This is a genomic window from Microbacterium sp. HJ5 (assembly GCF_054824025.1).
Genome location: NZ_JSYE01000012.1, coordinates 49,719 through 72,396, shown reverse-complemented (window position 1 = coordinate 72,396; position 22,678 = coordinate 49,719). Strand labels below are relative to the sequence as shown.

Below are 22,678 nucleotides of genomic sequence, written 5' to 3'. Positions count from 1 at the left end.
CCGCCGGCCGTCAGCGGAGGACCGTGCGGACCCGGCCGCGCACTTCGCCCGCGAGGTCGTCGGCCGGACGCGTCGCGTCGAGCACGAGGAACCGGTCCGGCTCGGCGGCGGCGAGCGCGAGGAACTCCTCGCGGACGCGGACGTGGAACGTCTCCCGCTCCGCCTCGAGCCGGTCGAACGGCTTGTCCTCGGCGTCGAGGCGGCCTCGGGCCACCGACGGGTCGAGGTCCAGCAGCACGGTGAGGTCGGGCAGGAGCCCGCCGGTCGCCCACAGCGAGAGGTCGCGCACCTCATCACGACCGAGCACGCGGCCGGCGCCTTGATAGGCCACCGACGAGTCGAGGTAGCGATCCTGGATCACGACGTCGCCGCGCCCCAGCGCTGGCCGCACGACCGTCTCGACGTGGTGCGCACGGTCCGCGGCGTACAGGAGCGCCTCGGCGCGCGGCGCCACTTCGCCGCGGTGGTGAAGCACGATGTCACGGACGAGCCTGCCGACCTCGGTGCCCCCGGGCTCGCGCGTGCGGACGACGTCGTGGCCGGCATCCGTCAGCCATCGCTCGAGCAGAGCGGCCTGCGTCGTCTTGCCTGCGCCGTCGCCGCCCTCGAACGTGATGAACAGTCCGGGGTGCCCGTGAGCCCGGGTCACTTCTTGGCCGGGGCCTTCTTCGCGGGCGCCTTGCGCGTGGTCCGCTTGGGGGCGGGGCCCTTCGCGCGCTTTTCGGCGAGCATCTGGACGGCGATCTCGTACGTGATGTCATCGGGGGTCTGGCCCCGCGGGATCGTCACGTTCGTCACGCCGTCGGTGACGTACGGTCCGAACCGGCCGTCCTTCACCTTGATCGGCTTCTCGCTGACCGGGTCGTTCTCGAACTCCTTGAGCGCACTGCTCGCGCCGCGGGCGCCGTACTTGGGCTGTGCGTAGACGGCGAGCGCCTCGTCGAGAGTGATGTCGAAGAGCTGCTGCTCGCTCTGCAGGGTGCGCGAGTCGGTGCCCTTCTTGAGGTAGGGGCCGTACCGGCCGTTCTGCGCGGTGATCTCGGAGCCGGACTCGGGGTCGACGCCCACGACGCGCGGCAGGTCGAGCAGACGCAGCGCGGTGTCGAGGTCGATCGTGTCTACGGACATCGACTTGAAGAGCGACGCGGTGCGGGGCTTGGGCGCGGCCTCCTTCTTCGCGCCGCGCTTCTTCGGCGCGGGCTCGGGGGCCTCGACGATCTCGCCGGTTTCCTCATCGATCTCCTCGGCCGCGGGCGGGTCGTTCTCCTGCACGTACGGGCCGAAGCGTCCGTCCTTCACGACGACGAGCTTGCCGTTGACGGGATTCTCGCCGAGCACGCGGTCGCCGGCCACGGGAGCGTCGATGAGTTCGCGCGCCTTCGCGGGCGTCAGCTCGTCGGGCGCGAGCTCCTCGGGGATGTTGACGCGCCGGGGCTCGCCCTCCGGCTGCTCGGCGTTGGGCACCTCGAGGTAGGGGCCGTACTTCCCGAAGCGCAGAGTGGCGACGTCGCCGATGGGCGTCGAGTTGAGCGCCCGGGCGTCGATCTCTCCGAGGTTGTCGACGATGTTGCGGAGGCCCACCTGCTCGTCCGAGCCGAAGTAGAACTCCTTCAGCCAGTCCTCGCGCTTCTGCTCGCCACGCGCGATCGCGTCGAGGTCGTCCTCGAGGGCGGCGGTGAAGTCGTAGTCGACGAGGTCGGCGAAGTGCTCTTCCAGCAGCCGCACGACGCTGAACGCGAGCCAGCTCGGGATGAGCGCCTGCCCCCGCTTGCTCACGTATCCGCGGTTCAGGATGACGTCGATGATGCTCGCGAACGTCGACGGGCGCCCGATGCCCTTCTCCTCGAGCGCCTTCACCAGGCTCGCCTCGGTGTAGCGGGGCTTGGGGCTGGTGGCGTGCCCCTTGGGCTCGACGTCCTTGAGCCGCAGCACATCGCCGACCGCGAGGGCGGGCAGCGACTGGTCGTCGGCCTTGTCGGCGTCGCCGCGCTTCTCGTCCTTGCCCTCCTCGTACGCCTCGAGGAATCCCTTGAACGTGTAGACGGTGCCGGACGCCGTGAACTCGGCGCGACGCCCGCCCGCCCCGGCGCTCAGGGTGACCGTGGTGGTCTCGTACTTCGCGTCGGACATCTGGCTCGCCATGGTGCGCTTCCAGATGAGGTCGTACAGGCGCTGCTCGTCGCGGTCGAGCTCGCCGGCGACCGACGCGGGCGTGCGGAAGGTGTCGCCCGACGGCCGGATCGCCTCGTGCGCCTCCTGTGCGTTCTTGCTCTTGCTTGCGTATACCCGGGGGTTCAGCGGCACGGCCTTCTCGCCGTACATGGCGACGGCCTGCTCGCGCGCGGCCTGCACGGCCTGCGTGCTGAGCGCCGTCGAGTCGGTGCGCATATAGGTGATGAAGCCCTTCTCGTAGAGGCGCTGCGCGACGCTCATCGCGTGCTTCGCACTCATCGAGAGCTTGCGGCCCGCTTCCTGCTGCAGGGTCGACGTGGTGAAGGGTGCTCGGGGGCTGCGGGTGCCGGGCTTCGCCTCGACGCCGGTGACGGATGCCTCGGCCGCCGCCTCGATCGCGGCGGCGAGTTCGCGCGCCTCGTCCTCGCTGAGCACGAGCACGGCCTTCTTGAGCTCGCCGCGGTCGTCGAAGTCGGTGCCCCGCGCGAGCGAAGCGCCGTCGACCCGCGCGAGGCGGGCGGCGAAGGATTCGGAGCCCTTGACGGCGAGCGTCTCGATGTCCCAGTAGGAGGCGGACACGAACGCCATGCGCTCGCGTTCGCGCTCGACGACCATGCGGGTCGCGGCGGACTGGACACGGCCGGCCGACGTGCCCTGCTGCACCTTGAACCACAGCACGGGGCTGACGTCCCAGCCGTACAGGCGGTCGAGGATGCGGCGGGTCTCCTGCGCGTCGACCAGGGCGAGATCGAGCTCGCGGGTGTTGTCGACGGCCGCGCGGATCGCGTCCTTGGTGATCTCGTGGAACACCATGCGCTTGACCGGGACCTTGGGCTTGAGGGTCTGGAGAAGGTGCCACGCGATGGCTTCGCCCTCGCGGTCCTCATCGGTGGCGAGCAGGAGCTCGTCGGCCCCCTTCAACGCGCGCTTGAGCTCCGCAACGGTCTTCTTGCCGCGGTCGCTCTCGACGTAATAGGGGTCGAAGCCGTTGTCGATGTCGATGGAGTACTTGCCGTACGCCTGCTTCTTGTCGGCCGGGATGTCCTTCTTGTCCGCCAGATCGCGGATGTGCCCGACCGAGCTCAGCACCTCGTAGCCGTCGCCGAGATAGCCCTGGATCGACCTCATCTTCGTCGGTGACTCGACGATGACGAGCTTCTTGCCTTCTGCCAACGGGGGCGTCCTTTCTTCGACGCAAACCATACACGCCAGTTCCCGGAGTGGGCGCTGTGAGCCCTCGCTCATGACGGCGGTCCCGCGCGTGCCGACGCCGAACCCACGAGCGCTCCGAAGCGCCCCGAGACGGTCACGGTCGCGATGAGCCCGTCGAGCTCGCACGCCTCGAGCGTCAGTCCCGAGACCTCCGCGATGTCCGCCGCACGCTCGCAGGGGATCCCGGCGACCGCGCCCGACGCCGTGTCGGCGGCGGCGAGCGCCGCGGCGTCGGCGGCGCCCGCGAGTCGCTGGGAGAACACCGCGGCGGACGCGACGGCGGCGAGGCCGATCGTGAGAGCGGCCGCCGCACCGGCGATCCCCGCGACCACCGCCGTGCCCGGCATCAGACCCCTCCGGCGAGCGCGCAGCTCGTGGCGGTGAGGGTGATCGGGAGGCCCGCGCTCACCGACCCGGTGACGCAGACGAGGTCGCCTCGCGGATGCACGTCCGCCTGCGCGCCGCCGCCGACCGCGGCGACGGCGGCGTGCACCCGCACGTCGGACTCGCCCCGTGCCGCGAGTCGAGCGGCGTCGGCGACGGCGTCCTGCAGGCGAACCTGGCGGGCGCCGGCGCTCAGCATGCCGACGCCGAGCACGATCACGACGGCGATCGCGGGGAGCGCGACCGCGAACTCGGCGACGACCGAGCCGCGGTCGTCGCCGAGCCGGCGCCCGGTCACGCGACCGTGAGCGCGCGCCGGACGAGGTCGGTCAGGATGCCGCGCACCTCGTCGCTGCGCATGATGACGACGAGCAGTCCCGCGAAGGCGACGGCCGCCATCGTCGCGATCGCGTACTCGGCGGTGGCGGCACCGGTGTCGTCGGCGTGCGTGTCGGCGAACAGCTTGGCGGCGCGCCGTGCGGTGAGGAGGGGTAGGGACATGGTTGCTCCTGTCGGATCGGTGTGGTGGGCACGGTCGGGCCGGGTCTTGGTCAGAACCCGGTGGGCATCGTGGACATGACGCTCAGCAGCATCGGCGCGACGCCGAGGAGGAGGAAGGCCGGGAGGGTGCACGTGCCGAGCGGCAGCAGCAGCCGCGACGACAGCTGCGCCGCGCGAAGTCGCCCGTCGACGCGTGCACGGTGCCGCGCCAGCGCCGCGGAGGCCCGCAGCAGCTCGACGGCGGGGACGCCCGCCGAGCGGGAGAGGCGCAGGACGGGCGCGACCGACTCCTCCGGCGCGGCCCCCGCCTGCGCGACGACGGCGGTCGCGCGCTCGATGGAGACCCCGCTGCTCAGGGCGATCGCGAGCAGCTCGGCCCCGAGACCGGGGATGCCGCTCTCGGCGCGCGCCCGGCGCACCAGCCCCGTCGTCCAGCGTCGCGCGGCGAAGATGAGCGCCGCGCCGGCGGCGAGGCATGCGACGCCGAGCGGCTGGGCCAGCAGCACGCCGAATGTGTCGAACCCGAGTGCCGCGCCGAGGCCGAGCGCGACGAGCGGCAGCCATGCCATGAGCCGCGCCGTTCCGGCGGGTTCGGCCAGCGCGACCCGCACGTCGTCGGCCGCCTCCTGCGCATCGCGGAGTGCCGCGGCCACCCCGCGCAGGCTCTCGGCGAGCGGGGCGCCGACGGTGGTCGCCACCCGCCAGGCGGCCGCCACCTCGGCCCACACCGCCGACTCCTCGGCCCGGGCTGCGCGCGTGCGCCGCGACGGTGGGGCAGGCGACGGACCGCACGAGCCGACGGCGTCGGCCAGCGGCATCCCGTCCCCCACCGCGCGCGAGATGCGACCCGCCGCGTCGTCGCCCGCGTCGGCGAGGTGCTGCCACGCCCGAACGGGGGCGAGGCCGGCCTGCAGGAGGACCGCGAGCCGAAGGACGGTCTCGGGCACGGCCCGGGCACTCAGCACCGCGGCCACCCGGCCTCCTCGATCGAGAGGCGTCCCGACGGGTCGACGACGGGCCGGCCCACGCCGGCGAGGCGCCTGCCTCCGTCGCTGCGGCGCTCGACGTGCAGCACGAGCCCGATGACGCTGGCGACCTGCCTCGCCACGGCATGGTCGTCGAGGCCCGCCAGCGCCCCGAGCGCCTCCAGCCGGGCTGGGACGTCGTGAAGTCCATTCGCGTGGACCGTGCCGGCGCCGCCGTCGTGCCCGGTGTTCAGCGCCGAGAGGAGCTCGCGCACCTCGTCGCCCCGGCACTCGCCCACCACCAGTCGGTCCGGCCGCATGCGGAGGGCCTCGCGCACGAGCCGAGCGAGACCGATGCCGCCCGCGCCCTCCAGGTTCGCCTGGCGGGCCTCGAGCCGGATGTGGTGGGGGTGGTCGACGGCGAGCTCCGCGACGTCCTCGATGGTGACGATGCGCTCGTGCGGGGGTGCGGCGCTGAGCAGGCTCGCCAGCAGCGTGGTCTTGCCGGCGCCCGCCGCGCCGGTCACCAGGAGGTTCTCGCGGCGGGCGATCGCCGCGGCGAGGCCGGCTCGCGCGTCGTCGTCGAGCATCCCCGACGCGTGCAGGTCGTCGAGGCTGGGACGGTCGAGCCGCGGAACCCGGATCGAGATCGCCGTGCCGTCGGCAGCGAGCGGCGGGAGGACGGCATGGACGCGAACGCCTCCGTCGAGCCGCACGTCCACGGTCGGACTGGCGTCGTCGAGGTGACGGCCGCCGAGACCGATGAGGGCGACCGCGAGGTCGCGCACCTCTTCTTCGTCGGCCTGCCACTCGGGCGCGCGCATCGGTCCCTCGCCGCGGTCGACGAACAGCCCTGCGGATCCGTTCACGAAGATGTCCGTCACATCGGCGGCATCGAGGTACGCCCGCAGCGGCTCGAGCGACGGATGCCTCGGCCTCACCGCCGTGCGGGAGGGAACGCTCGGCTTCCACCGGCCCGCGGCGCCGACCCGGTCGTCGACGACGCCAGCGAAAGGCGCTGCCGCGCCGGCCCCGATGTCGAACGAGGTCGGCTCGCCTGCTCCCGTGTCGCGCGAGCGAGGGAGAGGCCCACGAGGGAGGGCGACGAACGGCTCGGTCATGGCTCGACGCTAGGAGCCAGGCGCCCGCCGGACGCGCTGCGGGCGGAGACCGGTGGAGCGCGCTCGGAGCGCGGCCCCTGGGGAGGAAGGTCACCGGATCGCGCCGGGGAAAACAGGGGCGGCATCCCATGGGGGGAATGGGATGCCGCCGCGCGCGACACCCCGCTTCGGGGGGTGATAGGGGTGCCGCAATGCCAGAATCGATGTTCGGCCGCTGGACAGCATATGCGAGGAAGGGGTCCTCGCAAAACAGTTCATGAGAGCCTTCTCACTCATATATCGGTCGAGGCCAACAATTGCCGGTCACCTACTAACGGGGGTGGTGGCCCATCGGCGCCGGAACTACATTTCTCGACAGACTCGCCGGGGACCCGGCATCCGCAAGCCGCAAAGGAGCGTGCTCAATGAGCAGCCAGATCGACCACCTGCTGAACGAGGACCGGCGATTCGCACCCTCGGACGACTTCGCCGCCGCCGCCGTCGCGACCAGCGAGCTGTACCAGCGTGCGGAAGCCGATCGCGAAGGCTTCTGGGCGGATCAAGCGCGCGACCTGCACTGGCACACGCCGTTCACCCGGGTGCTCGACTGGTCGAACCCGCCCTTCGCCGAGTGGTTCGCCGACGGCGAGATCAACGTCGCGTACAACTGCCTCGACCGGCACGTCGAGGCGGGCAACGGCGACCGGGTCGCGCTGCTGTGGGAGGGCGAGCCGGGCGACGAGCGTCGAGTGACCTATGCCGAGCTCACGGACGAGGTGAAGCGGCTCGCGAACGTGCTCGAGGGTCTCGGCATCGGCCACGGCGACCGCGTCGCGATCTACATGCCGATGATCCCCGAGGCCGTCGCCGCGATGCTCGCCGTCGCACGCATCGGCGCGATCCACTCCGTCGTGTTCGGCGGATTCTCGGCCGACAGCCTGCGCGCCCGCATCGACGACGCCGGCGCGCGGCTGGTCATCACCGCCGACGGCGGCTACCGCAAGGGGAAGGTGTCGCCGCTCAAGCCCGCCGTCGACCTGGCTCTGGCCGATCGCGGGTCCGGCGCCCAGGAGACGGTCGAGCACGTCCTCGTCGTCCGGCGCGGCGGCAACGAGGTCGAATGGAACGAGGAGCGGGACCTGTGGTGGCACGACGTCGTGCCCGAGGCATCCGCCGATCACACGGCGAAGCCGTTCCCCGCCGAGAACCCGCTGTTCATCCTCTACACGTCGGGCACGACGGGAAAGCCGAAAGGCATCCTGCACACCTCCGGCGGCTACCTCACCCAGGCCGCGTTCACGAACCGGGTCGTCCACGACATCCACCCCGAGACCGACGTGTACTGGTGCACGGCCGACATCGGCTGGATCACCGGCCACAGCTACGTCACGTACGGGCCGCTCGCCAACGGCGCCACGCAGGTGATCTACGAGGGCACGCCGGATGCCCCGCACCCGGGGCGCTGGTGGGAGATCGTGCAGAAGTACGGGGTCACGATCCTCTACACCGCGCCGACCGCCATCCGCTCCTTCATGAAGCTCGGCCGCGCCATCCCGAAGCAGTTCGACCTGTCGTCGCTGCGCCTGCTCGGCTCTGTGGGCGAGCCCATCAACCCCGAGGCCTGGATGTGGTACCGCAAGATCATCGGCGGCAAGACGGCCCCGATCGTCGACACGTGGTGGCAGACCGAGACCGGCGCGATCATGATCTCCGCACTTCCGGGAGTGACCGAGACGAAGCCCGGCTCGGCGCAGGTGCCGCTGCCCGGCGTCGCGATCGACGTCGTCGACGAGGACGGCACGCACGTCGGCAACGGCAACGGGGGGCTGCTCGTGGTCACCGAACCCTGGCCGAGCATGCTGCGGGGCATCTGGGGCGACCCGGAGCGGTTCGTCGAGACGTACTGGGAGAAGTTCCGGAAGCAGGGCTACTACTTCGCCGGGGACGGCGCCCGGCTGGACGACGACGGCGACGTGTGGCTGCTCGGCCGCGTCGACGACGTCATGAACGTGTCGGGCCATCGACTGTCGACCACCGAGATCGAGTCGGCCCTCGTCGGCAACGAGGCGGTCGCGGAAGCAGCCGTCGTCGGGGCATCCGACGAGACGACCGGCCAGGCCGTCGTCGCCTTCGTGATCATCAAGCAGTCCTACCTCGATGCGCACTCGGCCGAGGGCCTCGCGCAGACGCTGCGAGGCTGGGTGGGCGAGCAGATCGGCCCGATCGCGCGTCCTCGCGACGTCTACATCGTGGGCGAGCTGCCCAAGACCCGCTCGGGCAAGATCATGCGGCGCCTGCTGCGCGACGTCGCCGAGGGCCGCGAGGTCGGCGACACCACGACGCTCGCCGACACGGCGGTCATGAGCGTCATCTCGGCGCAGGTCAAGTGACAGACGAGCGGATGCCGCGGCCCGGCGGGCGCGGCATCCGCTCGCTCACGCCACGGAGAAGATGACCTCGACCTCGACCGGAGCGTCGAGCGGCAGCACCGGGACGCCCACCGCCGAGCGGGCATGGCGGCCGTCGTCGCCGAAGATCTCGCCGAGCACCTCGCTCGCGCCGTTGATGACGCCGGGCTGACCGGTGAACTCGGGGACGGATGCCACGAACCCGACGACCTTCACGACGCCGGAGAGGCGGTCGACGCCGCCGACGGCCGCAGCGGCCGCGGCGATCGCATTCAGCGCGCACTGGCGCGCGTAGCCCTTCGCGTCGGCGGGTGGGACGAGCCCCTCGCCCTCGCCGACCTTGCCCGTGGCCGGAAGCGCACCCGACACCATCGGGAGCTGCCCCGCCGTGAAGACGAGGTCGCCGTGCGCCTTGGCGGGCACGTAGGCGGCGACCGGGGGGACGACATCGGGAAGAGCGATCCCGAGTTCGGCGAGCTTGTGCGAGACGGTCATCGGCTCAGCCCTCCTGGAACTGCTGGGCGGCCTGGGCCGCGGCATCCAGCCCGGCGTTCGCCTGGCCCCCGCCGCTCGGGCGCTTGAAGTAGGCCACGAGCCCACCTTCGGGGCCGGGCACGACCTGCACGAGCTCCCATCCCTGCTTGCCCCAGTTGTTGAGGATCGCGGCGGTGTTGTGGATCAGAAGGGGCGTGGTGAGATACTCCCACGTCGTCATCGCGGCTCCTCGAGTCGGCGAGCGGAATCGGGCTGGTGAAGGCTGGGAAACGGCCCAGTGGGCGCACGTCCGTCAGGGAATCGCCCAGGTAGTTCCCTTACGATCAACCCTATGCCTGATACCAATCGAACGGCTAGCGGTGTGCTCGGTGGGATCACCGGCCTCGTCGGCCTCAGCGCAGTCGCGGGTGTTCTCGTCGCCGCAACGGTGACCCCCGCCATCGCGCTGTCCGGTGCTGCGGCGACGAGCGCGATCACGATGTTCGACAATCTCCCGAGCGTCCTCGAGATCGACAAGCTCATGCTTCCGAGCAACTTCTACGCGACCGACCCCGAGACTCGCAAGCCGGTGCTGCTCACGAAGTTCCTCGAGCAGGACCGCACCCCGGTGACGTACGACCAGGTGTCCCCCGTCATGTACGACGCCATCCTCTCCAGCGAGGATCCGCGCTACTTCCAGCACGGAGGCGTCGACCTGATCGGCACGACGCGCGCCATCCTCTCCAACGCGCAGGGCGGCGGCGAGACTCAGGGCGGCTCGACGATCAGCCAGCAGTACGTCAAGAACGTCCTCATCCAGAAGTGCGAGCAGAACGCCGAGGCGCACGAGGCGGAGGACGAGAACGGCGAGGTCGTCCAGGTGACGCGCGAGCAGGCCCTCCTCGACTGCTGGGTCGCGGCGACCACGGCCGAGGACGACGAAGGCTACGTGCGCAAGCTCCAGGAGATGCGCTACGCCATCGCCCTCGAGCAGAAGTACTCGAAGGAGGAGATCCTCCTCGGCTACTTCAACATCGCGAACTTCGGCGGCACGACGTACGGGATCGAGTCGGCCGCCCGCTACTACTTCGGCACGACTGCGGCGAAGCTGACGGTCGCCCAGGCGGCCACGCTCGCGGGCATGGTGCAGAACCCGAACAACTTCCGCATCGACAAGACGGCCGGCTCGATCTTCGCCGCCGACGGAACGTCCTTCAACAAAGCCCCCGACGGCGTCATCGACGAAGGCGCCAAGCTGGGGGTGCTCGACAGGCTGGTCGAGTCCGGCGAGATCACCGAGGAACAGCGCCTCGCCGCGGCCGACGGCTACACGTCCACCAAGGTGCGCCAGCTGTATGTGCTGAGCCGCATGCTGGACGACGAGAAGATCACCCACGAGCAGTACGTCGAGGCGGCGGTCTGGCCCATCACGCCGAAGATCACCCCGGCCCGAGTCGGCTGCGCCGCCGCGGGCGCATCGGCGTACTTCTGTCAGTACGTCAAGTACGTCATCCTCAACGACCCCGCGTTCGGCAAGACCGCGGAGGAGCGTCAGCTCACCCTCCAGCGCGGCGGTCTCAACGTCTACACGACGCTCGATGCGCGCATCCAGCAGGCCGCCGTCGACGCCATGGCCGAGTACGCGCCGACCTCCATCGACATGCCCACCGGCCGGACCGTGCCGTCCAAGGGACGTTTCGGCTCCACCTCGGTCAGCGTCGAAGCCACCACCGGCCGCATCCTCGCGATCGCGCAGAACACGAAGTTCAGCGAGGACGCCTCGCTGGCGTCCGACCCCAACTTCTCCTCGCTGGTGTTCGCGGGCGACGAGAAGTTCGGCAAGTCGGGGGGCTTCCCGGCCGGATCGACGTTCAAGCTCTTCACGCTCATCGACTGGCTGGAGAAGGGCCACTCGGTGAACGAGACCCTCAACGGCACGACGCGCGTCTTCAAGAAGATGACCAACTCGTGCGAGGGCGACTGGTACAACGAGGGCAACGTCATCGTCAAGAACTTCGGCGGCCAGGGCGGCATGGTCTCGACGCCGATGCGCTTCACCGCCCAGTCGACGAACACCGGCTTCTTCGCCATGGCCGAGAAGCTCGACCTCTGCGACATCAAGAAGGTCGCGACGCGCATGGGCGTCACGCGCGCCGACGGTCAGGAGGTGTCGATGACCAACCTCAACTCCGTCATCGGCACCAACGCCGTCTCGCCGCTCGCGATGGCGAGCGCGTACGCCACCGTTGCGAACAACGGCATGTACTGCCAGCCCCAGGTGATCGATCGCGTGACCGATTCCGACGGCAACGACCTTCCGCGTCCCGAGCGCACGTGCACGCAGGTGCTGGAGCCCAACGTCGCTGCGACGGCTGCCTACGCGCTGCAGGGAGTCATGAACGGCGGCACAGGCGCGCAGGGCAACCCCTACGACGGCACGCCGCTCATCGGCAAGACGGGCACCCACGAGGAGATCCAGACCTGGCTCGTGGAGTCGAGCACGAAGGTCGCGACCGCAACGTGGGTCGGCAACGCCGACGGCGGCGGCGACGTCTTCAACACCTGGTACAAGGGTCGCAAGCTGTCCAACATCCGGTACGACATCACCAGGGCCGTGCAGGCCCGCGCGGACGCGGCCTACGGTGGAGATCGCTTCGCGGAAGCGGACCGCGAACTCACCAAGTTCGTCCTCACGGATCTGCCGAACGTCGTCGGCAAGTTGGTGGACGAGGCGACGCGACAGCTCCAGGGCGCCGGATTCTCGGTCGTCGTCGGCGCTCCGGTCGACTCCGACCTCGGCGCGAACCTGGTCGCGGCCCAGAGCCCGGGCGCCGGCAAGGTCGCCGGCGGTTCGACCGTCACGATCAGTCCGAGCAACGGCCAGGGACTGAAGGTTCCCGACGTATCCGGGCGCGCGCTCGACAGGGCGATCGCCGAGCTCCGGCAGGCCGGATTCGGCAACGCGCAGCCGGGAGCGTGCACGGCCGATGAGAACGGCGACGGACAGGGCAGAGCCTCGACGACGAACCCCGCGGCGGGAACCGTCGTCAACCGCAACACCACCATCACCGTGAACTACACCGCGCGCGACTGCGGTGGCGGCGGTGGCGGAAACGACGACTAGTGACAGCCGGGTTCACTCGGACCGCCCTCACGACGCTCGGCGTGGTGGGGGCGGTCGGCATGTCGGCCGCTGTGTGGGGTATCGGGATCGAGCGATACCTCTTCACGGTGCGCCATCACGAAGTGCCCATCCTGCCGTCCGGCTCGTCGCCGTTGCGGATTCTCCATCTGTCGGACGCCCACATGGCGCCGTGGCAGCATCGCAAGCAGGAGTGGATCGCCGGGCTCGCTGAGCTCAGGCCTGACCTCGTCGTGAACACGGGCGACAACATGGGACACGCCGACGGTCTCCGCGGTCTGCGGACCGCGTTCGACCCGCTGCGGGGGGTGCCCGGAGTCTTCGTCCACGGGTCGAACGACCACGCTGCGCCGTCGCCGCGTAACCCTTTCAAGTACTTCACGGGACCCTCCAAGGCGAAGAAGGGGCCCTCGTCCGAGCCTCTCGACACCCAGGCGCTCGACGGATACCTCGCGGACGAGCTGGGCTGGGTGGACCTCAACAACACGGTCGGCTCCCTGCTGGCGGGCGGACTGCGCATCGACGCGTTCGGGGTCAGCGACGCCCATCGCAGATGGGACCGTCTCGACGACCTCCCGGACGCGCTCGAGAACCTGCGCGGTGACGACTCCGCCGCCCTCACGATCGGCGTCACGCACGCCCCGTACCGCCGAGTGCTCGACGCCTTCACGGGCCTGGGTGCGGAGGCGATCTTCGCCGGACACACGCATGGCGGCCAGGTGCGCATCCCCGGTTCGCCGTCCGCGCTCGTCGCGAACTGCGACATCCCGCTCCGTCAGGCGCGCGGGCTCAGCGAGTGGACCCGCGGAGGACGGACCGTGCCTCTGAACGTCAGCGCGGGCCTGGGGCATTCGATCTACGCGCCGGTGCGCTTCGCGTGCCGGCCCGAGGCGTCGCTCATCACGCTCACCGCCGTCTCCTGACGCGCCTCCTCCCCAGGCAGGCGGTCGTGGTGCAGATGCACCGGCCGGGCGTCCGGGGCCGAGCGCGCCAGCGGCGTCGCACAGGATCGTGTCGTCCCCACCGAAGGAGCCGACATGGATCTCGCCCCTGCGCGCCACCGCCACGCGAAACGGACAGTGCTGCTCTTCGCGGCGGTGGTCCTGCTCGGGTCCCTGCTGGCGCCGGCCGCGCCTGCGCACGCGGCCGCGCGGGGAACGGGCTTCGGCACCTGGGCGCCCACGTCGGCATACGGCTGGCACGGCTCGATGCTCGTCGGCGGCACTCACACGTACTGCATCCTGCCCGGCGCGCCGGCACCGACCGGCCCGACGACGGACCGAGGCATCCGCACCTCTGTGGCGGGTCTCAGCGCCCCGCAGCTCGCCGGGATCAACCTCCTCGTCACCAAGTACGGCCAGACGGGTGATCCTGTTCAGGCTGCTGCGGTCTCGTGGGCGGTCAAGGCGATCGCCGATTGGGATGCCGCACTCGGAGGCTACGGCTACCGGGGCGACTCCCTCGCCGGCGCGGTCAACTGGACGTTCTCCGCACTTGCGCCCGCGCACAACGCCGAGATCCAGCGCCGCGCGGTCGCCTACTACGACGAGGCGCGTCGCGTCGCCGTCCCCCCGCGCCCGAGCGGGAGCCTCGTCTTCACGACAGACGCCGCCGACCATCGAGCGGGTACCGTCACCGCGCAGACCGCGGCGGCGGGCGCGACCGGCACGCTGGCGCTCACCGGGGCCACCTTCGTCCTGTCGGGGACCTCGACCCTCAGCGGCGCGAAACCCGGTGTGGCGTACGAGATCGAGACTGCCGCCGGTCTCCCCGGTCGAGCGCAGTCCGTGTCCGGCACCGGGAGGTTCACGGTCGGCGTCGCCGCCGCGGTGAGGCATTTCACGACCCCGGGCGGTCAGGACACCGCGGGGCCGGGCGGAGGTGTCGCGTTCGACATCGCGGGGAAGGATGCCGCGCCCCGGGCGGCCGTGTTCGTGCCGGTCATCGCCACGCAGGTTCGGTCCGCGTACGCGAGCGGCGGAGCTTTCGTCGACGATGTGACCGTGGTCGTCGATCGAGGGGAGTGGCCGCGCGATGATCGCGGGAGGTTCCTTCCGCTGACGGCATCGGCCGTCGTCTACCGCACGGAAGATCAGCCGTCCCCCGCGAGCGGCGTGCCCGCGCACGCGGTTGCGGTCGGAGCCCTGCAGCTCACGACGGATCCGGCCGTCGGTCCCGATGCCGCCCACCGCGTGACTTCGGCGTGGACGATGGATGCTCCCGGCTACTACACCGCCGTCTGGACGATACGGGCCGATGCGCAGTCCGACCCGAGCACCCTCCGGCTCCCCGCGGGGTACGAATGGACCGAGCGGTTCGGTGTCGTCGAGCAGGTCACGATGGTGCCCGGCGTCTCGTCCCGCGCCCAGACCACAGTCGAGGCGGGCGGCACGATCAGCGACACCGTGATCATCGCTGCTCCACTGCCGCCAGCAGGGCTCGACGTCTCCTCGGCGCTCTACCGGGCGGCCGCCGGCGTGGCCGCCGCCGACACCTGTGTCGAGGATCGCCTGGTGTGGTCCGCTCCGACCCAACGCGTCACCGTGCCCGGCGAGATCACGGTGACCTCGCCCCCGGTCGACGAGCCCGGCGTCTATTACTGGCAGGAACGCGCGGTCGACGCTGAGGGTGCCCTCGTGCACCTCGGCGTGTGCGGAATCGCCGCGGAGACCTCGACCGTTCTGGACGCCCCTCCCCCGGAGCCGAGCCCGAGCCCCACGCCGACGGCGCCCGCGGTGGCTCCCCCTGCCGAACCACCCGCACCCGAGCAGCCCGGCCCTCCCGCCGCGCCTCCCCTGGCGAAGACAGGGCTTCCCGGTCACGTCGTGCGGACGATCGCCGGTGCGGGGATCGCGCTGCTGACGCTGGGCGCGACACTCCTCAGCGCCCCGCGGAGGCGACGGTTCGAAGCACCCTCCGCGATCGGTTAGACTCGGAGGGTTGCAAAACGGGGTGTGGCGCAGCTTGGTAGCGCGCGTCGTTCGGGACGACGAGGCCGCAGGTTCAAATCCTGTCACCCCGACCACAGAGGCTCCGCCGGAAGGCGGAGCCTCTTCCATAGGATCATCGAGGAGACACCCGAACATGACCGACGGAACCCCACTCCTCGTCGCCTTCGATCTCGACGACACCCTCGCGCCCTCGAAGAGTGCGATCGATCCCCGCATCGCCGACCTCCTGGTCGCTCTCGCTGAGCGGGTCGAAGTCGCCATCATCTCGGGCGGCCAGCTGGCCCAGTTCACCGCACAGGTCGTCGACCGGCTGCCGGATGCCTCGGCCGACGCGCTCTCGCACCTGCACCTGCTGCCGACATGCGGCACGCAGTACTACCGGCTCACACCCGACGGTGTGGTGACGGTCTACGCGCACTCCCTGACCGACGACCAGAAGTCGCGGGCGCTGGCCGCCGTCGAGGGCGAAGCGCGCCGGCTCGGGCTCTGGGAAGCCGAGACCTGGGGCGACATCCTCGAGGATCGCGGGTCGCAGATCACGTTCTCCGCCCTCGGGCAGCGTGCTCCGCTCGCGGCCAAGACCGCGTGGGATCCGACCGGTGAGAAGAAGAACACGCTCCGCGCCGCCGTCGCCGTCCTGATCCCCGACCTCGAGGTCCGCTCCGGCGGATCGACGTCCGTCGACATCACCCACCGGGGCATCGACAAGGCCTACGGCATGCGACAGCTCGCAGAGCAGACGGGCATCTCCCTCGACGACATGCTGTTCGTCGGCGATCGCCTCGACCCCGACGGCAACGACTACCCCGTCCTCGCGATGGGCGTGACGTGCCATGCCGTCGAGGGCTGGGAAGACACGGCCGACTTCCTCGACGCGCTGATCCCGACTCTCCCCGAGCGCGCCGGGCACTGACGACGGGGCCTCACGCCCCGTTCACCTCGATGTTCGGCGGCGCGGGGTTCGCCTTCGCGTTTCGGGCCGCTCCGACCTTCGCTGCTGACGCCTTGGTCGCCCGCGGCGTGCGCGTCGGGGCGGCCGCCGGTGGAGCGAGCGGCATGAGTCGGGTGAGTTGGGTGACGTGGCTGGGTTGGAGTTCGGCGAGGGTGGAGACGCCGAGGAGTTTCATGGTGCGTTCGATCTCGGTGCGGAGGATGGTGATGGTGCGGTCGACGCCCTGGCGGCCGCCGGCCATGAGGCCGTAGAGGTAGGCGCGGCCGATGAGGGTGAACTTGGCGCCGAGGGCGATGGAGGCGACGATGTCGGCGCCGTTCATGATGCCGGTGTCGATCATCACCGTGGCGTCCTTCCCGACCTCGCGGACGACGGTGGGGAGGAGGTGGAACGGGATGGGGGCGCGGTCCAGTTGCCGCCCCCCGTGGTTGGACAGGATGATGCCGTCCACGCCGGCGTCGACGAGCCGGACGGAGTCTTCGACGTTCTGGACGCCCTTGACGACGATCTTCCCCGGCCACAGGTCGCGGATGATGGCGAGGTCGTCGTAGCTGATGGTGGGGTCCATGGCGGCGTTGAGCAGTTCCCCGACGGTGCCGCCGGTGGCCTGCAGCGATGCGAACTCGAGTTTCGGGGTGGTGAGGAAGTCGTACCACCACCACGGGCGCGGGATCGCGTTGACGATGGTGCCCAGGGTGAGCTGCGGGGGGATGGAGAACCCGTTGCGCTTGTCCCGCAGCCGGGCACCGGCGACGGGGGTGTCCACGGTGAACTGCAGCGTGTCGAACCCGGCCGCCGCGGCCCGGCGGGCGAGCTCGTAGGAGATCTCCCGGTCGCGCATCACATACAGCTGGAACCAGTTCCGCCCGCCCGGGTTGGCGGCCCTCACATCCTCGATCGACGTGGTCCCCAGGGTGGACAGGGTGAACGGGATCCCCGCCGCCCCGGCCGCGGACGCCCCCGCGATCTCCCCTTCGGTCTGCATCAGCCGGGTGAACCCGGTCGGCGCGATCCCGAACGGCAACGCGCTCGGACCGCCAAGGATGTCCACCGTCGTGTCCACCTCCGGAGCCGGACGCAGGATCCCGGGATGGAACTCGATGTCCTCGAACGCCTGCCGCGCCCGCGACAGCGACAACTCCCCCTCCGCCGCACCATCGGTGTAATCGAACGCCGCCTTCGGGGTGCGCCGCTTCGCGATCCTCCGCAGATCGGCGATGGTGAGAGCCGACTCGAGCCGGCGCTTGCGACCGTCGAGTTCGGGCTTCTTGAATTTCATGAGCTCGAGCAGCTCGGCGGGGTTGGGAAGCTGTCGCTGGACCATGGGGACCCTCTTCGTATCGTGTGCAAAGTCGCACGTCGCCGAAGCGACGGGCGGAAGTCAGTCGCCGGTGCGGGCGAGCCCCGCTTCGGCGTAGTAGCCGGCGATGTGGGCATGGATGAGCGCACGGGCGCGGTCGCCGTCGCCGTCGTCGACGGCGTCGAGGATGGCGCGGTGCTCCGTTCGCAGGCGAGCGGCCGCGGCATCCCAATCCTCGATTCCCGCGGCACCCGCCTGCACGTACGACTCGATGGCCGTGCGCAGGCCCGCCATCATCGCCGCGATGACGACATTGCCTGACGCCTCGGCGAGGGCCAGGTGGAGCTGTGCGTCGAGCGCCAGGAACTCCGCTGTGCTCAGGTCGCCCCCGTCCATCGCGTCCAGCACGACTCTCGCATCCGCTGTGCGCCGCTGGGGATCCGCCGCGAGCGCATCGACGACCGCGGACTCGAGCACGAGACGCGTACGCACGACGTCGTCGAGCGGGAAGCCCTGCGCGGCGACCTGAAGCCGGAGCAGCGCCGACATCCCGCCGTGCGGTGTGGCGATGATGATCGCTCCCGACGACGGACCCGACCCCGTGCCGGTGCGGATGAGGCCCATCACCTCGAGCACGCGCAGCGCCTCGCGCACGCTCGACCTCCCGACCCCGAGGGTCGAGGCGAGCTCACGCTCGGGGGGCAGGCGGTCGCCGGGTCGGAGCCGGCCGTCGAGCAGGTCGGCCTCGATGCTCTCGAGGACGACTCGCCAGGCGCGGGTCTCGGTCACGTCCACCTCCTATGGTCAGACCACACTAGCGTGTGGTCTGACCATACGCAACCACTACTGTGAGCGCATGGATCCGCTCACCCTCGTCCTCATCGTCGCGGGCGTGACCTGCGCCTTCTGCTGGATCGCATCCCTGATCACCCGGGACACCTCGTGGGTCGACCGCCTCTGGTCGATCGTGCCCGTCGTCTACGTGTGGATCTTCGCCGTCGCGGGCATCGTGGCCGGGGAGGACGCGGTGAGGCTCCTCGTGATGGCGGTCCTGGTCACCGCGTGGGGGGCGCGGCTCACGTTCAACTTCGCCCGGAAGGGCGGCTACAGCGGCATGGAGGACTACCGCTGGGCGATCCTGCGAGCCCGCATGTCACCCGTGCAGTTCCAGCTGTTCAACGTCTTCTTCATCGTCCTGTACCAGAACGCCCTGCTCGTGCTGATCACGCTTCCGGCATACATCGCGTTCCAGCATCCGCTTCCCTTCACCGGATGGGATGCCGCGTTCTCCGCGCTCTTCGCGGCGTTCCTGATCGGAGAGTTCGTGGCCGACCAGCAGCAGTGGGACTTCCACCAGGCGAAGAAGGCGGCCGGCGGCGCACTGGAACCCGGGTTCCTCACGACCGGCATGTTCGCCTACAGCCGGCATCCGAACTTCTTCTTCGAGCAGGCGCAGTGGTGGGCGCTCTACGCGATCGGCGCGACCGCCGCGGTGTCGGGAGGGCTCGGGCTGTGGGGCGGAGCCGTGAACTGGACGATCCTGGGCGCAGCACTGCTGACGATCCTCTTCATCGGATCGACGATCTTCACCGAGTCGATCACGGCGTCGAAGTACCCCGCGTACGCCGACTACAGGCGCACGACGTCGATGCTCGTGCCGCTCCCGCCGCGCAGCCGAAGGCGCGCTCAGGCGCCGGCGTAGCCCTTGGGGTTGTTCGACTGCCAGTTCCAGTAGTCGCGGCACGCCTCTTCGATGGTCAGCGTGGTTCGCCATCCGAGCTTCTCGCCCGCCTTGGACGGGTCGGCATAGCTCGCCGCCACGTCTCCGGGGCGGCGCGGTGCGATCTGACGGGGAATCTCCCGTCCGCTGGCGCGCTCGAACGCGGCGATCAGCTCGAGCACGCTGACAGGCTCTCCCGTCCCGAGGTTGAACACGTCGTAGCCCGGCTCGGCCTGCTCGAGCGCGGCGACATGGCCCGCGGCGAGGTCGGTCACGTGGATGTAGTCGCGCAGGCCGGTGCCGTCCGGAGTGTCGTAGTCGTCGCCGAATACGGAGACGGACGGAAGGGAGCCGATCGCGACGCGTGAGACGAACGGCATGAGGTTGTTCGGAATACCGTGCGGATCCTCGCCGATGAGGCCGGACGGGTGTGCTCCCACCGGGTTGAAGTACCGCAGGCTCACCGCACGAAGCTCGGGGTCGGCGGCTGCCGCGTCGGAGAGGATCTCCTCGATGATGCGCTTCGTCTTGCCGTACGGGTTCGCCAGGTCGATCCCCGTCGGCGACTGCTCGGTCAGCGGAAGCTCATCGGGAGTGCCGTACACGGTGGCCGAGCTGGAGAAGACGAGGGTGCGGATGCCCTCCGACGCCATGACCTTCAGGAGGGTGATCGTCGTCCCGAGGTTCACGTCGTAGTAGCGGACCGGTTCGGCCATCGACTCGCCGACCGCCTTGAGCCCGGCGAGATGCACGACCGCGTGGACCGGAGCATGCTCGCGCACGAACTCGCGGAGCGCGCTCTCGTCGCGAAGATCGGCTGCGAGCGTGGGGACGGCGCCGCCGGTGAGCCGCTCGATGCGACGCACCGCTTCCGGGCTCGTGCCGGACATGTCATCGGCGATGAGGACCTCGTGCCCGGCTTCGACGAGCGCGATCGCGGTGTGCGCACCGATGTACCCGGCGCCGCCGGTGAGGAGAACTCGCATGGCTCCAGCCTACGACGTGCAGCAGATCGGCCCCGGCCGGGTCAGCTGCCCGCGATGCGACCGCCGGACTCGCGCAGATAGCACTCGGCGCACATCGACTCGTAGGTGACCCGGTCTGCCGACAGCTCGTCGATGGCCACCTGGTCGCCGTCGAAGACGAACCGGCCGCCGACGAGGCGGGCGTTGAACAGTGCCTTGCGTCCGCAGCGGCAGATCGTCTTGAGCTCCTCGAGGCTGTGCGCGAGCTCGAGCAGGCGCCGCGAGCCGGGGAACGCCTGGGTCTGGAAGTCGGTGCGGATGCCGTATGCCAGTACGGGAACGCCGTCGAGGACCACGATCCGCAGCAGATCGTCCACCTGATCGCGAGTGAGGAACTGCGCCTCGTCGATGAGCAGACACGCGACGTCGACCGGATGTTCCTCGGCCTCGGGGACCAGCGTCTGAGCGGCATCCTGCTGCACGCGCCACCGGTGCTCCGCGAACAGCGCGCGCAGGTCGGCGTCGGGGGCGATCAGGAAGTCGACAGTCCGTTTCACGCCCAGGCGACTGTCGATCTGGTCGGCGCCCTTGGTGTCGATCTCGGGCTTCGCGAGGAGCACATGCTGCCCGCGCTCCTCGTAGTTGTAGGCAGCCTGCAGCAGAGACGTCGACTTTCCGGAGTTCATCGCGCCGTAGCGGAAGTACAGTTTTGCCACCCGGCGAGTCTACGGAGTCGCCGGCCTCCGAACCGGCCGCCTCCCTGTGCGCCACGTGGGACGCCCCCAGACCCGCATGCCCCCACATTAGGAGGCCGTCCGACTACGCCGTGAGTGCGAGCGTCTCGGCGGTCTCGCTGAGGACCTCGTCTGCGACCTCGGGACGCGAGTTCAGCGTCTCGCCGTAGCTCGGGATGAGGGTGCGCAGCCGGGGCTCCCACTCGTCGATGCGGTCGGGGAAGCACGTCTTGAGCAGGCCGAGCATGATCGAGACAGCCGTCGACGCGCCCGGCGACGCGCCGAGCAGCCCGGCGATGGAACCGTCGGCGCCGGTGACGACCTCGGTGCCGAACTGGAGGATGCCGCCCTTCTCGGGGTCCTTCTTCATCACCTGCGCGCGCTGGCCCGCCTGGATCAGCTCCCAGTCGTCGTCCTTCGCCGTCGGCATGAACGTGCGGAGGCTGTCGACCTTCTTGGCGTGGTTCTTCAGCAGCTCGCCGACGAGGTACGTGATGAGCGAAGGGTTGTCCCACGCGACCTTGAGCATCGGGCCGAGGTTGCCAGGACGCACCTGGCCGACGATGTCGAACAGCGAGCCGGACTTGAGGAACTTCGGGCTGAACGTCGCGAACGGCCCGAAGAGGAGGGATGCCTCGCCGTCGACGACCCGGGTGTCGAGGTGCGGCACCGACATCGGCGGTGCGCCGACCGACGCCTGCGAGTACACCTTGGCCTTGTGCTGGGCCACCACAGCGGGGTTCGACGTCTTGAGGAACTGGCCCCCGATGGGGAACACGCCGTAGCCCGAGATCTCGGGGATGCCGGAGCGCTGCAGGAGCTTGAGCGCCCAGCCGCCGGCGCCGACGAAGACGAACTTCGCACGGATCTCCCCGGGCGTCCGGCCGATCGAGCGGCGGTACTTCACCCGCCACGAGCCGTCGGCGAGCCGCTTGAGCCGGCGCACCTCGGTGTTCGTGCGCACGTCCGCGCCGTTCTCGGCGAGGTGGGCGAACAGCTGACGCGTGAGCGCGCCGAAGTCGACGTCGGTGCCGGCCGGCACGCGGGTCGCCGCGAACGGCTCGCCCTTGCGGCGCTTCTGCATGAGCAGCGGCGCCCACTGGTGGATGACCCGGGAGTCCTCGCTGTACTCGATGCCGGCGAACAGCGGCTCGTCCTTGAGCGCCTCGTAGCGCTTCTTGAGGTAGGCGACGTCCTTGTCGCCGCGCACGAAGGTCATGTGCGGGGCGGAGTTGATGAACGTGGACGGGGCATCGAGGACGCCCTGGTCGACGAGGGTCGACCAGAACTGGCGGCTCTGCTGGAACTGCTCGTTGATCGAGATCGCCTTCGCGGGGTCGACCGTGCCGTCCTTGCCCTCGGGCATGTAGTTGAGCTCGCAGAGGGCGGCGTGACCCGTGCCGGCGTTGTTCCACGCGTTGGAGCTCTCGAGCGCGACGTCGGAGAGCCGCTCGAACACGGCGATCTTCCACGTCGGCTGCAGTTCCTGCAGGAGGGTGCCGAGCGTCGCGCTCATGATCCCGCCGCCGATCAGCAGGACGTCGACGGTGCCCTCGGGCATCTCGCTGTCGTCGGGGTGGGGCAGGGCATCGGGCGTTTCGGTCACCCGACGATTCTAGTTCGCGACGAAAGGACCACCGACCGTGGGCTGATTCTCAGCGCGAAAGAACGCCGTTTCTTGCACGGCGATCAAGCGAG

At 70.2% G+C, this 22,678-nt stretch carries 20 protein-coding genes and 1 tRNA gene; 7 read left to right on the top strand and 14 right to left on the bottom strand.

All coding sequences use genetic code 11. The features are described from left to right. Positions 1 to 10: 10 nt before the first annotated feature. From tmk to OB08_RS05825, 7 genes are all read right to left on the bottom strand, one after another. On the bottom strand, positions 11 to 649 hold the full coding sequence (gene tmk, locus OB08_RS05855; RefSeq protein ID WP_461473076.1) for a dTMP kinase: 639 nt from the start codon (positions 647 to 649) through the stop codon (positions 11 to 13). Continuing rightward, on the bottom strand, positions 646 to 3,345 hold the full coding sequence (gene topA, locus OB08_RS05850; RefSeq protein ID WP_461473074.1) for a type I DNA topoisomerase: 2,700 nt from the start codon (positions 3,343 to 3,345) through the stop codon (positions 646 to 648). Before topA ends, tmk begins: the two co-directional genes overlap by 4 nt. Positions 3,346 to 3,413: 68 nt before the next feature. Beyond that, the gene (locus tag OB08_RS05845) at positions 3,414 to 3,731 is read right to left on the bottom strand and encodes a helicase (RefSeq protein ID WP_461473072.1); all 318 of its coding nucleotides are present in this window, start codon (positions 3,729 to 3,731) and stop codon (positions 3,414 to 3,416) included. After that, entirely contained in the window at positions 3,731 to 4,066 is a 336-nt protein-coding gene (locus tag OB08_RS05840) for a TadE family type IV pilus minor pilin (RefSeq protein ID WP_461473070.1), read from the bottom strand. The genes OB08_RS05845 and OB08_RS05840 overlap by 1 nt, the downstream gene beginning before the upstream one ends. Next, positions 4,063 to 4,269 carry a DUF4244 domain-containing protein gene (locus OB08_RS05835; protein WP_461473068.1) on the bottom strand — a complete coding sequence of 69 codons (207 nt, stop codon included), beginning with the start codon at positions 4,267 to 4,269 and terminating at the stop codon, positions 4,063 to 4,065. The genes OB08_RS05840 and OB08_RS05835 overlap by 4 nt, the downstream gene beginning before the upstream one ends. Before the next feature lie 50 nt (positions 4,270 to 4,319). Then, positions 4,320 to 5,243 carry a type II secretion system F family protein gene (locus tag OB08_RS05830; protein ID WP_461473066.1) on the bottom strand — a complete coding sequence of 308 codons (924 nt, stop codon included), beginning with the start codon at positions 5,241 to 5,243 and terminating at the stop codon, positions 4,320 to 4,322. Further along, positions 5,228 to 6,355 carry a TadA family conjugal transfer-associated ATPase gene (locus OB08_RS05825; RefSeq protein ID WP_461473064.1) on the bottom strand — a complete coding sequence of 376 codons (1,128 nt, stop codon included), beginning with the start codon at positions 6,353 to 6,355 and terminating at the stop codon, positions 5,228 to 5,230. Before OB08_RS05825 ends, OB08_RS05830 begins: the two co-directional genes overlap by 16 nt. A 404-nt stretch (positions 6,356 to 6,759) precedes the next feature. Between OB08_RS05825 and acs the strand changes: the two genes are divergently transcribed. Next, positions 6,760 to 8,724 carry an acetate--CoA ligase gene (acs, locus tag OB08_RS05820; protein ID WP_461473062.1) on the top strand — a complete coding sequence of 655 codons (1,965 nt, stop codon included), beginning with the start codon at positions 6,760 to 6,762 and terminating at the stop codon, positions 8,722 to 8,724. A 45-nt stretch (positions 8,725 to 8,769) separates the two neighbouring features. Here acs and OB08_RS05815 read toward each other — a convergent pair whose 3' ends face one another. Together OB08_RS05815 and OB08_RS05810 are read right to left on the bottom strand one after the other, a co-directional pair. Beyond that, positions 8,770 to 9,237, bottom strand: coding sequence for a RidA family protein (locus tag OB08_RS05815; RefSeq protein WP_461473060.1), 468 nt, complete (start codon positions 9,235 to 9,237; stop codon positions 8,770 to 8,772). A 4-nt stretch (positions 9,238 to 9,241) separates the two neighbouring features. Beyond that, positions 9,242 to 9,457 (bottom strand): DUF4177 domain-containing protein, encoded by a 216-nt coding sequence (locus tag OB08_RS05810; protein ID WP_461473058.1) that lies wholly within the window; start codon positions 9,455 to 9,457, stop codon positions 9,242 to 9,244. 111 nt (positions 9,458 to 9,568) lie between these two features. Here OB08_RS05810 and OB08_RS05805 point away from each other — a divergent pair, with 111 nt between their 5' ends. The 5 genes from OB08_RS05805 to OB08_RS05785 all read left to right on the top strand — a co-directional run bounded on the left by OB08_RS05805 (position 9,569) and on the right by OB08_RS05785 (position 16,222). Then, positions 9,569 to 12,340, top strand: coding sequence for a transglycosylase domain-containing protein (locus tag OB08_RS05805; RefSeq protein WP_461473056.1), 2,772 nt, complete (start codon positions 9,569 to 9,571; stop codon positions 12,338 to 12,340). A gap of 59 nt (positions 12,341 to 12,399) precedes the next feature. Then, a complete protein-coding gene (locus OB08_RS05800) occupies positions 12,400 to 13,281 on the top strand; it encodes a metallophosphoesterase (RefSeq protein WP_461473294.1) in 882 nt (293 codons plus the stop codon). A 114-nt stretch (positions 13,282 to 13,395) separates the two neighbouring features. Continuing rightward, entirely contained in the window at positions 13,396 to 15,288 is a 1,893-nt protein-coding gene (locus OB08_RS05795) for a hypothetical protein (RefSeq protein ID WP_461473054.1), read from the top strand. 18 nt (positions 15,289 to 15,306) lie between these two features. Beyond that, a tRNA-Pro gene (locus OB08_RS05790) sits at positions 15,307 to 15,383 on the top strand. Positions 15,384 to 15,442: 59 nt separating this feature from the next. Continuing rightward, complete coding sequence (locus OB08_RS05785; RefSeq protein ID WP_461473052.1) at positions 15,443 to 16,222, top strand: HAD-IIB family hydrolase; 780 nt, start codon at positions 15,443 to 15,445, stop codon at positions 16,220 to 16,222. Positions 16,223 to 16,232: 10 nt separating this feature from the next. Here OB08_RS05785 and OB08_RS05780 read toward each other — a convergent pair whose 3' ends face one another. Both OB08_RS05780 and OB08_RS05775 read right to left on the bottom strand, forming a co-directional pair. Further along, positions 16,233 to 17,585, bottom strand: a complete 1,353-nt coding sequence (locus OB08_RS05780) for an alpha-hydroxy acid oxidase (RefSeq protein WP_461473050.1) — start codon at positions 17,583 to 17,585, stop codon at positions 16,233 to 16,235. Positions 17,586 to 17,642: 57 nt separating this feature from the next. Next, the gene (locus OB08_RS05775; protein WP_461473048.1) at positions 17,643 to 18,350 is read right to left on the bottom strand and encodes a FadR/GntR family transcriptional regulator; all 708 of its coding nucleotides are present in this window, start codon (positions 18,348 to 18,350) and stop codon (positions 17,643 to 17,645) included. Between the two features lie 67 nt (positions 18,351 to 18,417). Here OB08_RS05775 and OB08_RS05770 point away from each other — a divergent pair, with 67 nt between their 5' ends. Next, positions 18,418 to 19,263 carry a DUF1295 domain-containing protein gene (locus OB08_RS05770; protein ID WP_461473046.1) on the top strand — a complete coding sequence of 282 codons (846 nt, stop codon included), beginning with the start codon at positions 18,418 to 18,420 and terminating at the stop codon, positions 19,261 to 19,263. On the opposite strand, the gene galE is transcribed toward OB08_RS05770, so the two are convergent. From galE to OB08_RS05755, 3 genes are all read right to left on the bottom strand, one after another. Beyond that, on the bottom strand, positions 19,248 to 20,267 hold the full coding sequence (galE, locus tag OB08_RS05765; protein ID WP_461473044.1) for a UDP-glucose 4-epimerase GalE: 1,020 nt from the start codon (positions 20,265 to 20,267) through the stop codon (positions 19,248 to 19,250). The two genes, OB08_RS05770 and galE, sit on opposite strands and share 16 nt — an antisense overlap. 41 nt (positions 20,268 to 20,308) lie before the next feature. Continuing rightward, positions 20,309 to 20,962: a thymidine kinase gene (locus OB08_RS05760; protein WP_461473042.1), complete on the bottom strand. Its 654-nt coding sequence runs from the start codon at positions 20,960 to 20,962 to the stop codon at positions 20,309 to 20,311. Between the two features lie 103 nt (positions 20,963 to 21,065). Next, on the bottom strand, positions 21,066 to 22,541 hold the full coding sequence (locus tag OB08_RS05755; RefSeq protein ID WP_461473292.1) for a malate:quinone oxidoreductase: 1,476 nt from the start codon (positions 22,539 to 22,541) through the stop codon (positions 21,066 to 21,068). Positions 22,542 to 22,678 lie beyond the last annotated feature (137 nt).

Bases quoted from the DNA above. Each gene is read 5' to 3' on its own strand.
- OB08_RS05845 (WP_461473072.1), bottom strand. From the start codon at position 3,731: ATGCCGGGCACGGCGGTGGTCGCGGGGATCGCCGGTGCGGCGGCCGCT.
- OB08_RS05835 (WP_461473068.1), bottom strand. From the start codon at position 4,269: ATGTCCCTACCCCTCCTCACCGCACGGCGCGCCGCCAAGCTGTTCGCC.
- OB08_RS05825 (WP_461473064.1), bottom strand. From the start codon at position 6,355: ATGACCGAGCCGTTCGTCGCCCTCCCTCGTGGGCCTCTCCCTCGCTCG.
- acs (WP_461473062.1), top strand. From the start codon at position 6,760: ATGAGCAGCCAGATCGACCACCTGCTGAACGAGGACCGGCGATTCGCA.
- OB08_RS05815 (WP_461473060.1), bottom strand. From the start codon at position 9,237: ATGACCGTCTCGCACAAGCTCGCCGAACTCGGGATCGCTCTTCCCGAT.
- OB08_RS05810 (WP_461473058.1), bottom strand. From the start codon at position 9,457: ATGACGACGTGGGAGTATCTCACCACGCCCCTTCTGATCCACAACACC.
- OB08_RS05805 (WP_461473056.1), top strand. From the start codon at position 9,569: ATGCCTGATACCAATCGAACGGCTAGCGGTGTGCTCGGTGGGATCACC.
- OB08_RS05800 (WP_461473294.1), top strand. From the start codon at position 12,400: ATGTCGGCCGCTGTGTGGGGTATCGGGATCGAGCGATACCTCTTCACG.
- OB08_RS05795 (WP_461473054.1), top strand. From the start codon at position 13,396: ATGGATCTCGCCCCTGCGCGCCACCGCCACGCGAAACGGACAGTGCTG.
- OB08_RS05785 (WP_461473052.1), top strand. From the start codon at position 15,443: ATGACCGACGGAACCCCACTCCTCGTCGCCTTCGATCTCGACGACACC.
- OB08_RS05780 (WP_461473050.1), bottom strand. From the start codon at position 17,585: ATGGTCCAGCGACAGCTTCCCAACCCCGCCGAGCTGCTCGAGCTCATG.
- OB08_RS05770 (WP_461473046.1), top strand. From the start codon at position 18,418: ATGGATCCGCTCACCCTCGTCCTCATCGTCGCGGGCGTGACCTGCGCC.
- galE (WP_461473044.1), bottom strand. From the start codon at position 20,267: ATGCGAGTTCTCCTCACCGGCGGCGCCGGGTACATCGGTGCGCACACC.
- OB08_RS05755 (WP_461473292.1), bottom strand. From the start codon at position 22,541: ATGCCCGAGGGCACCGTCGACGTCCTGCTGATCGGCGGCGGGATCATG.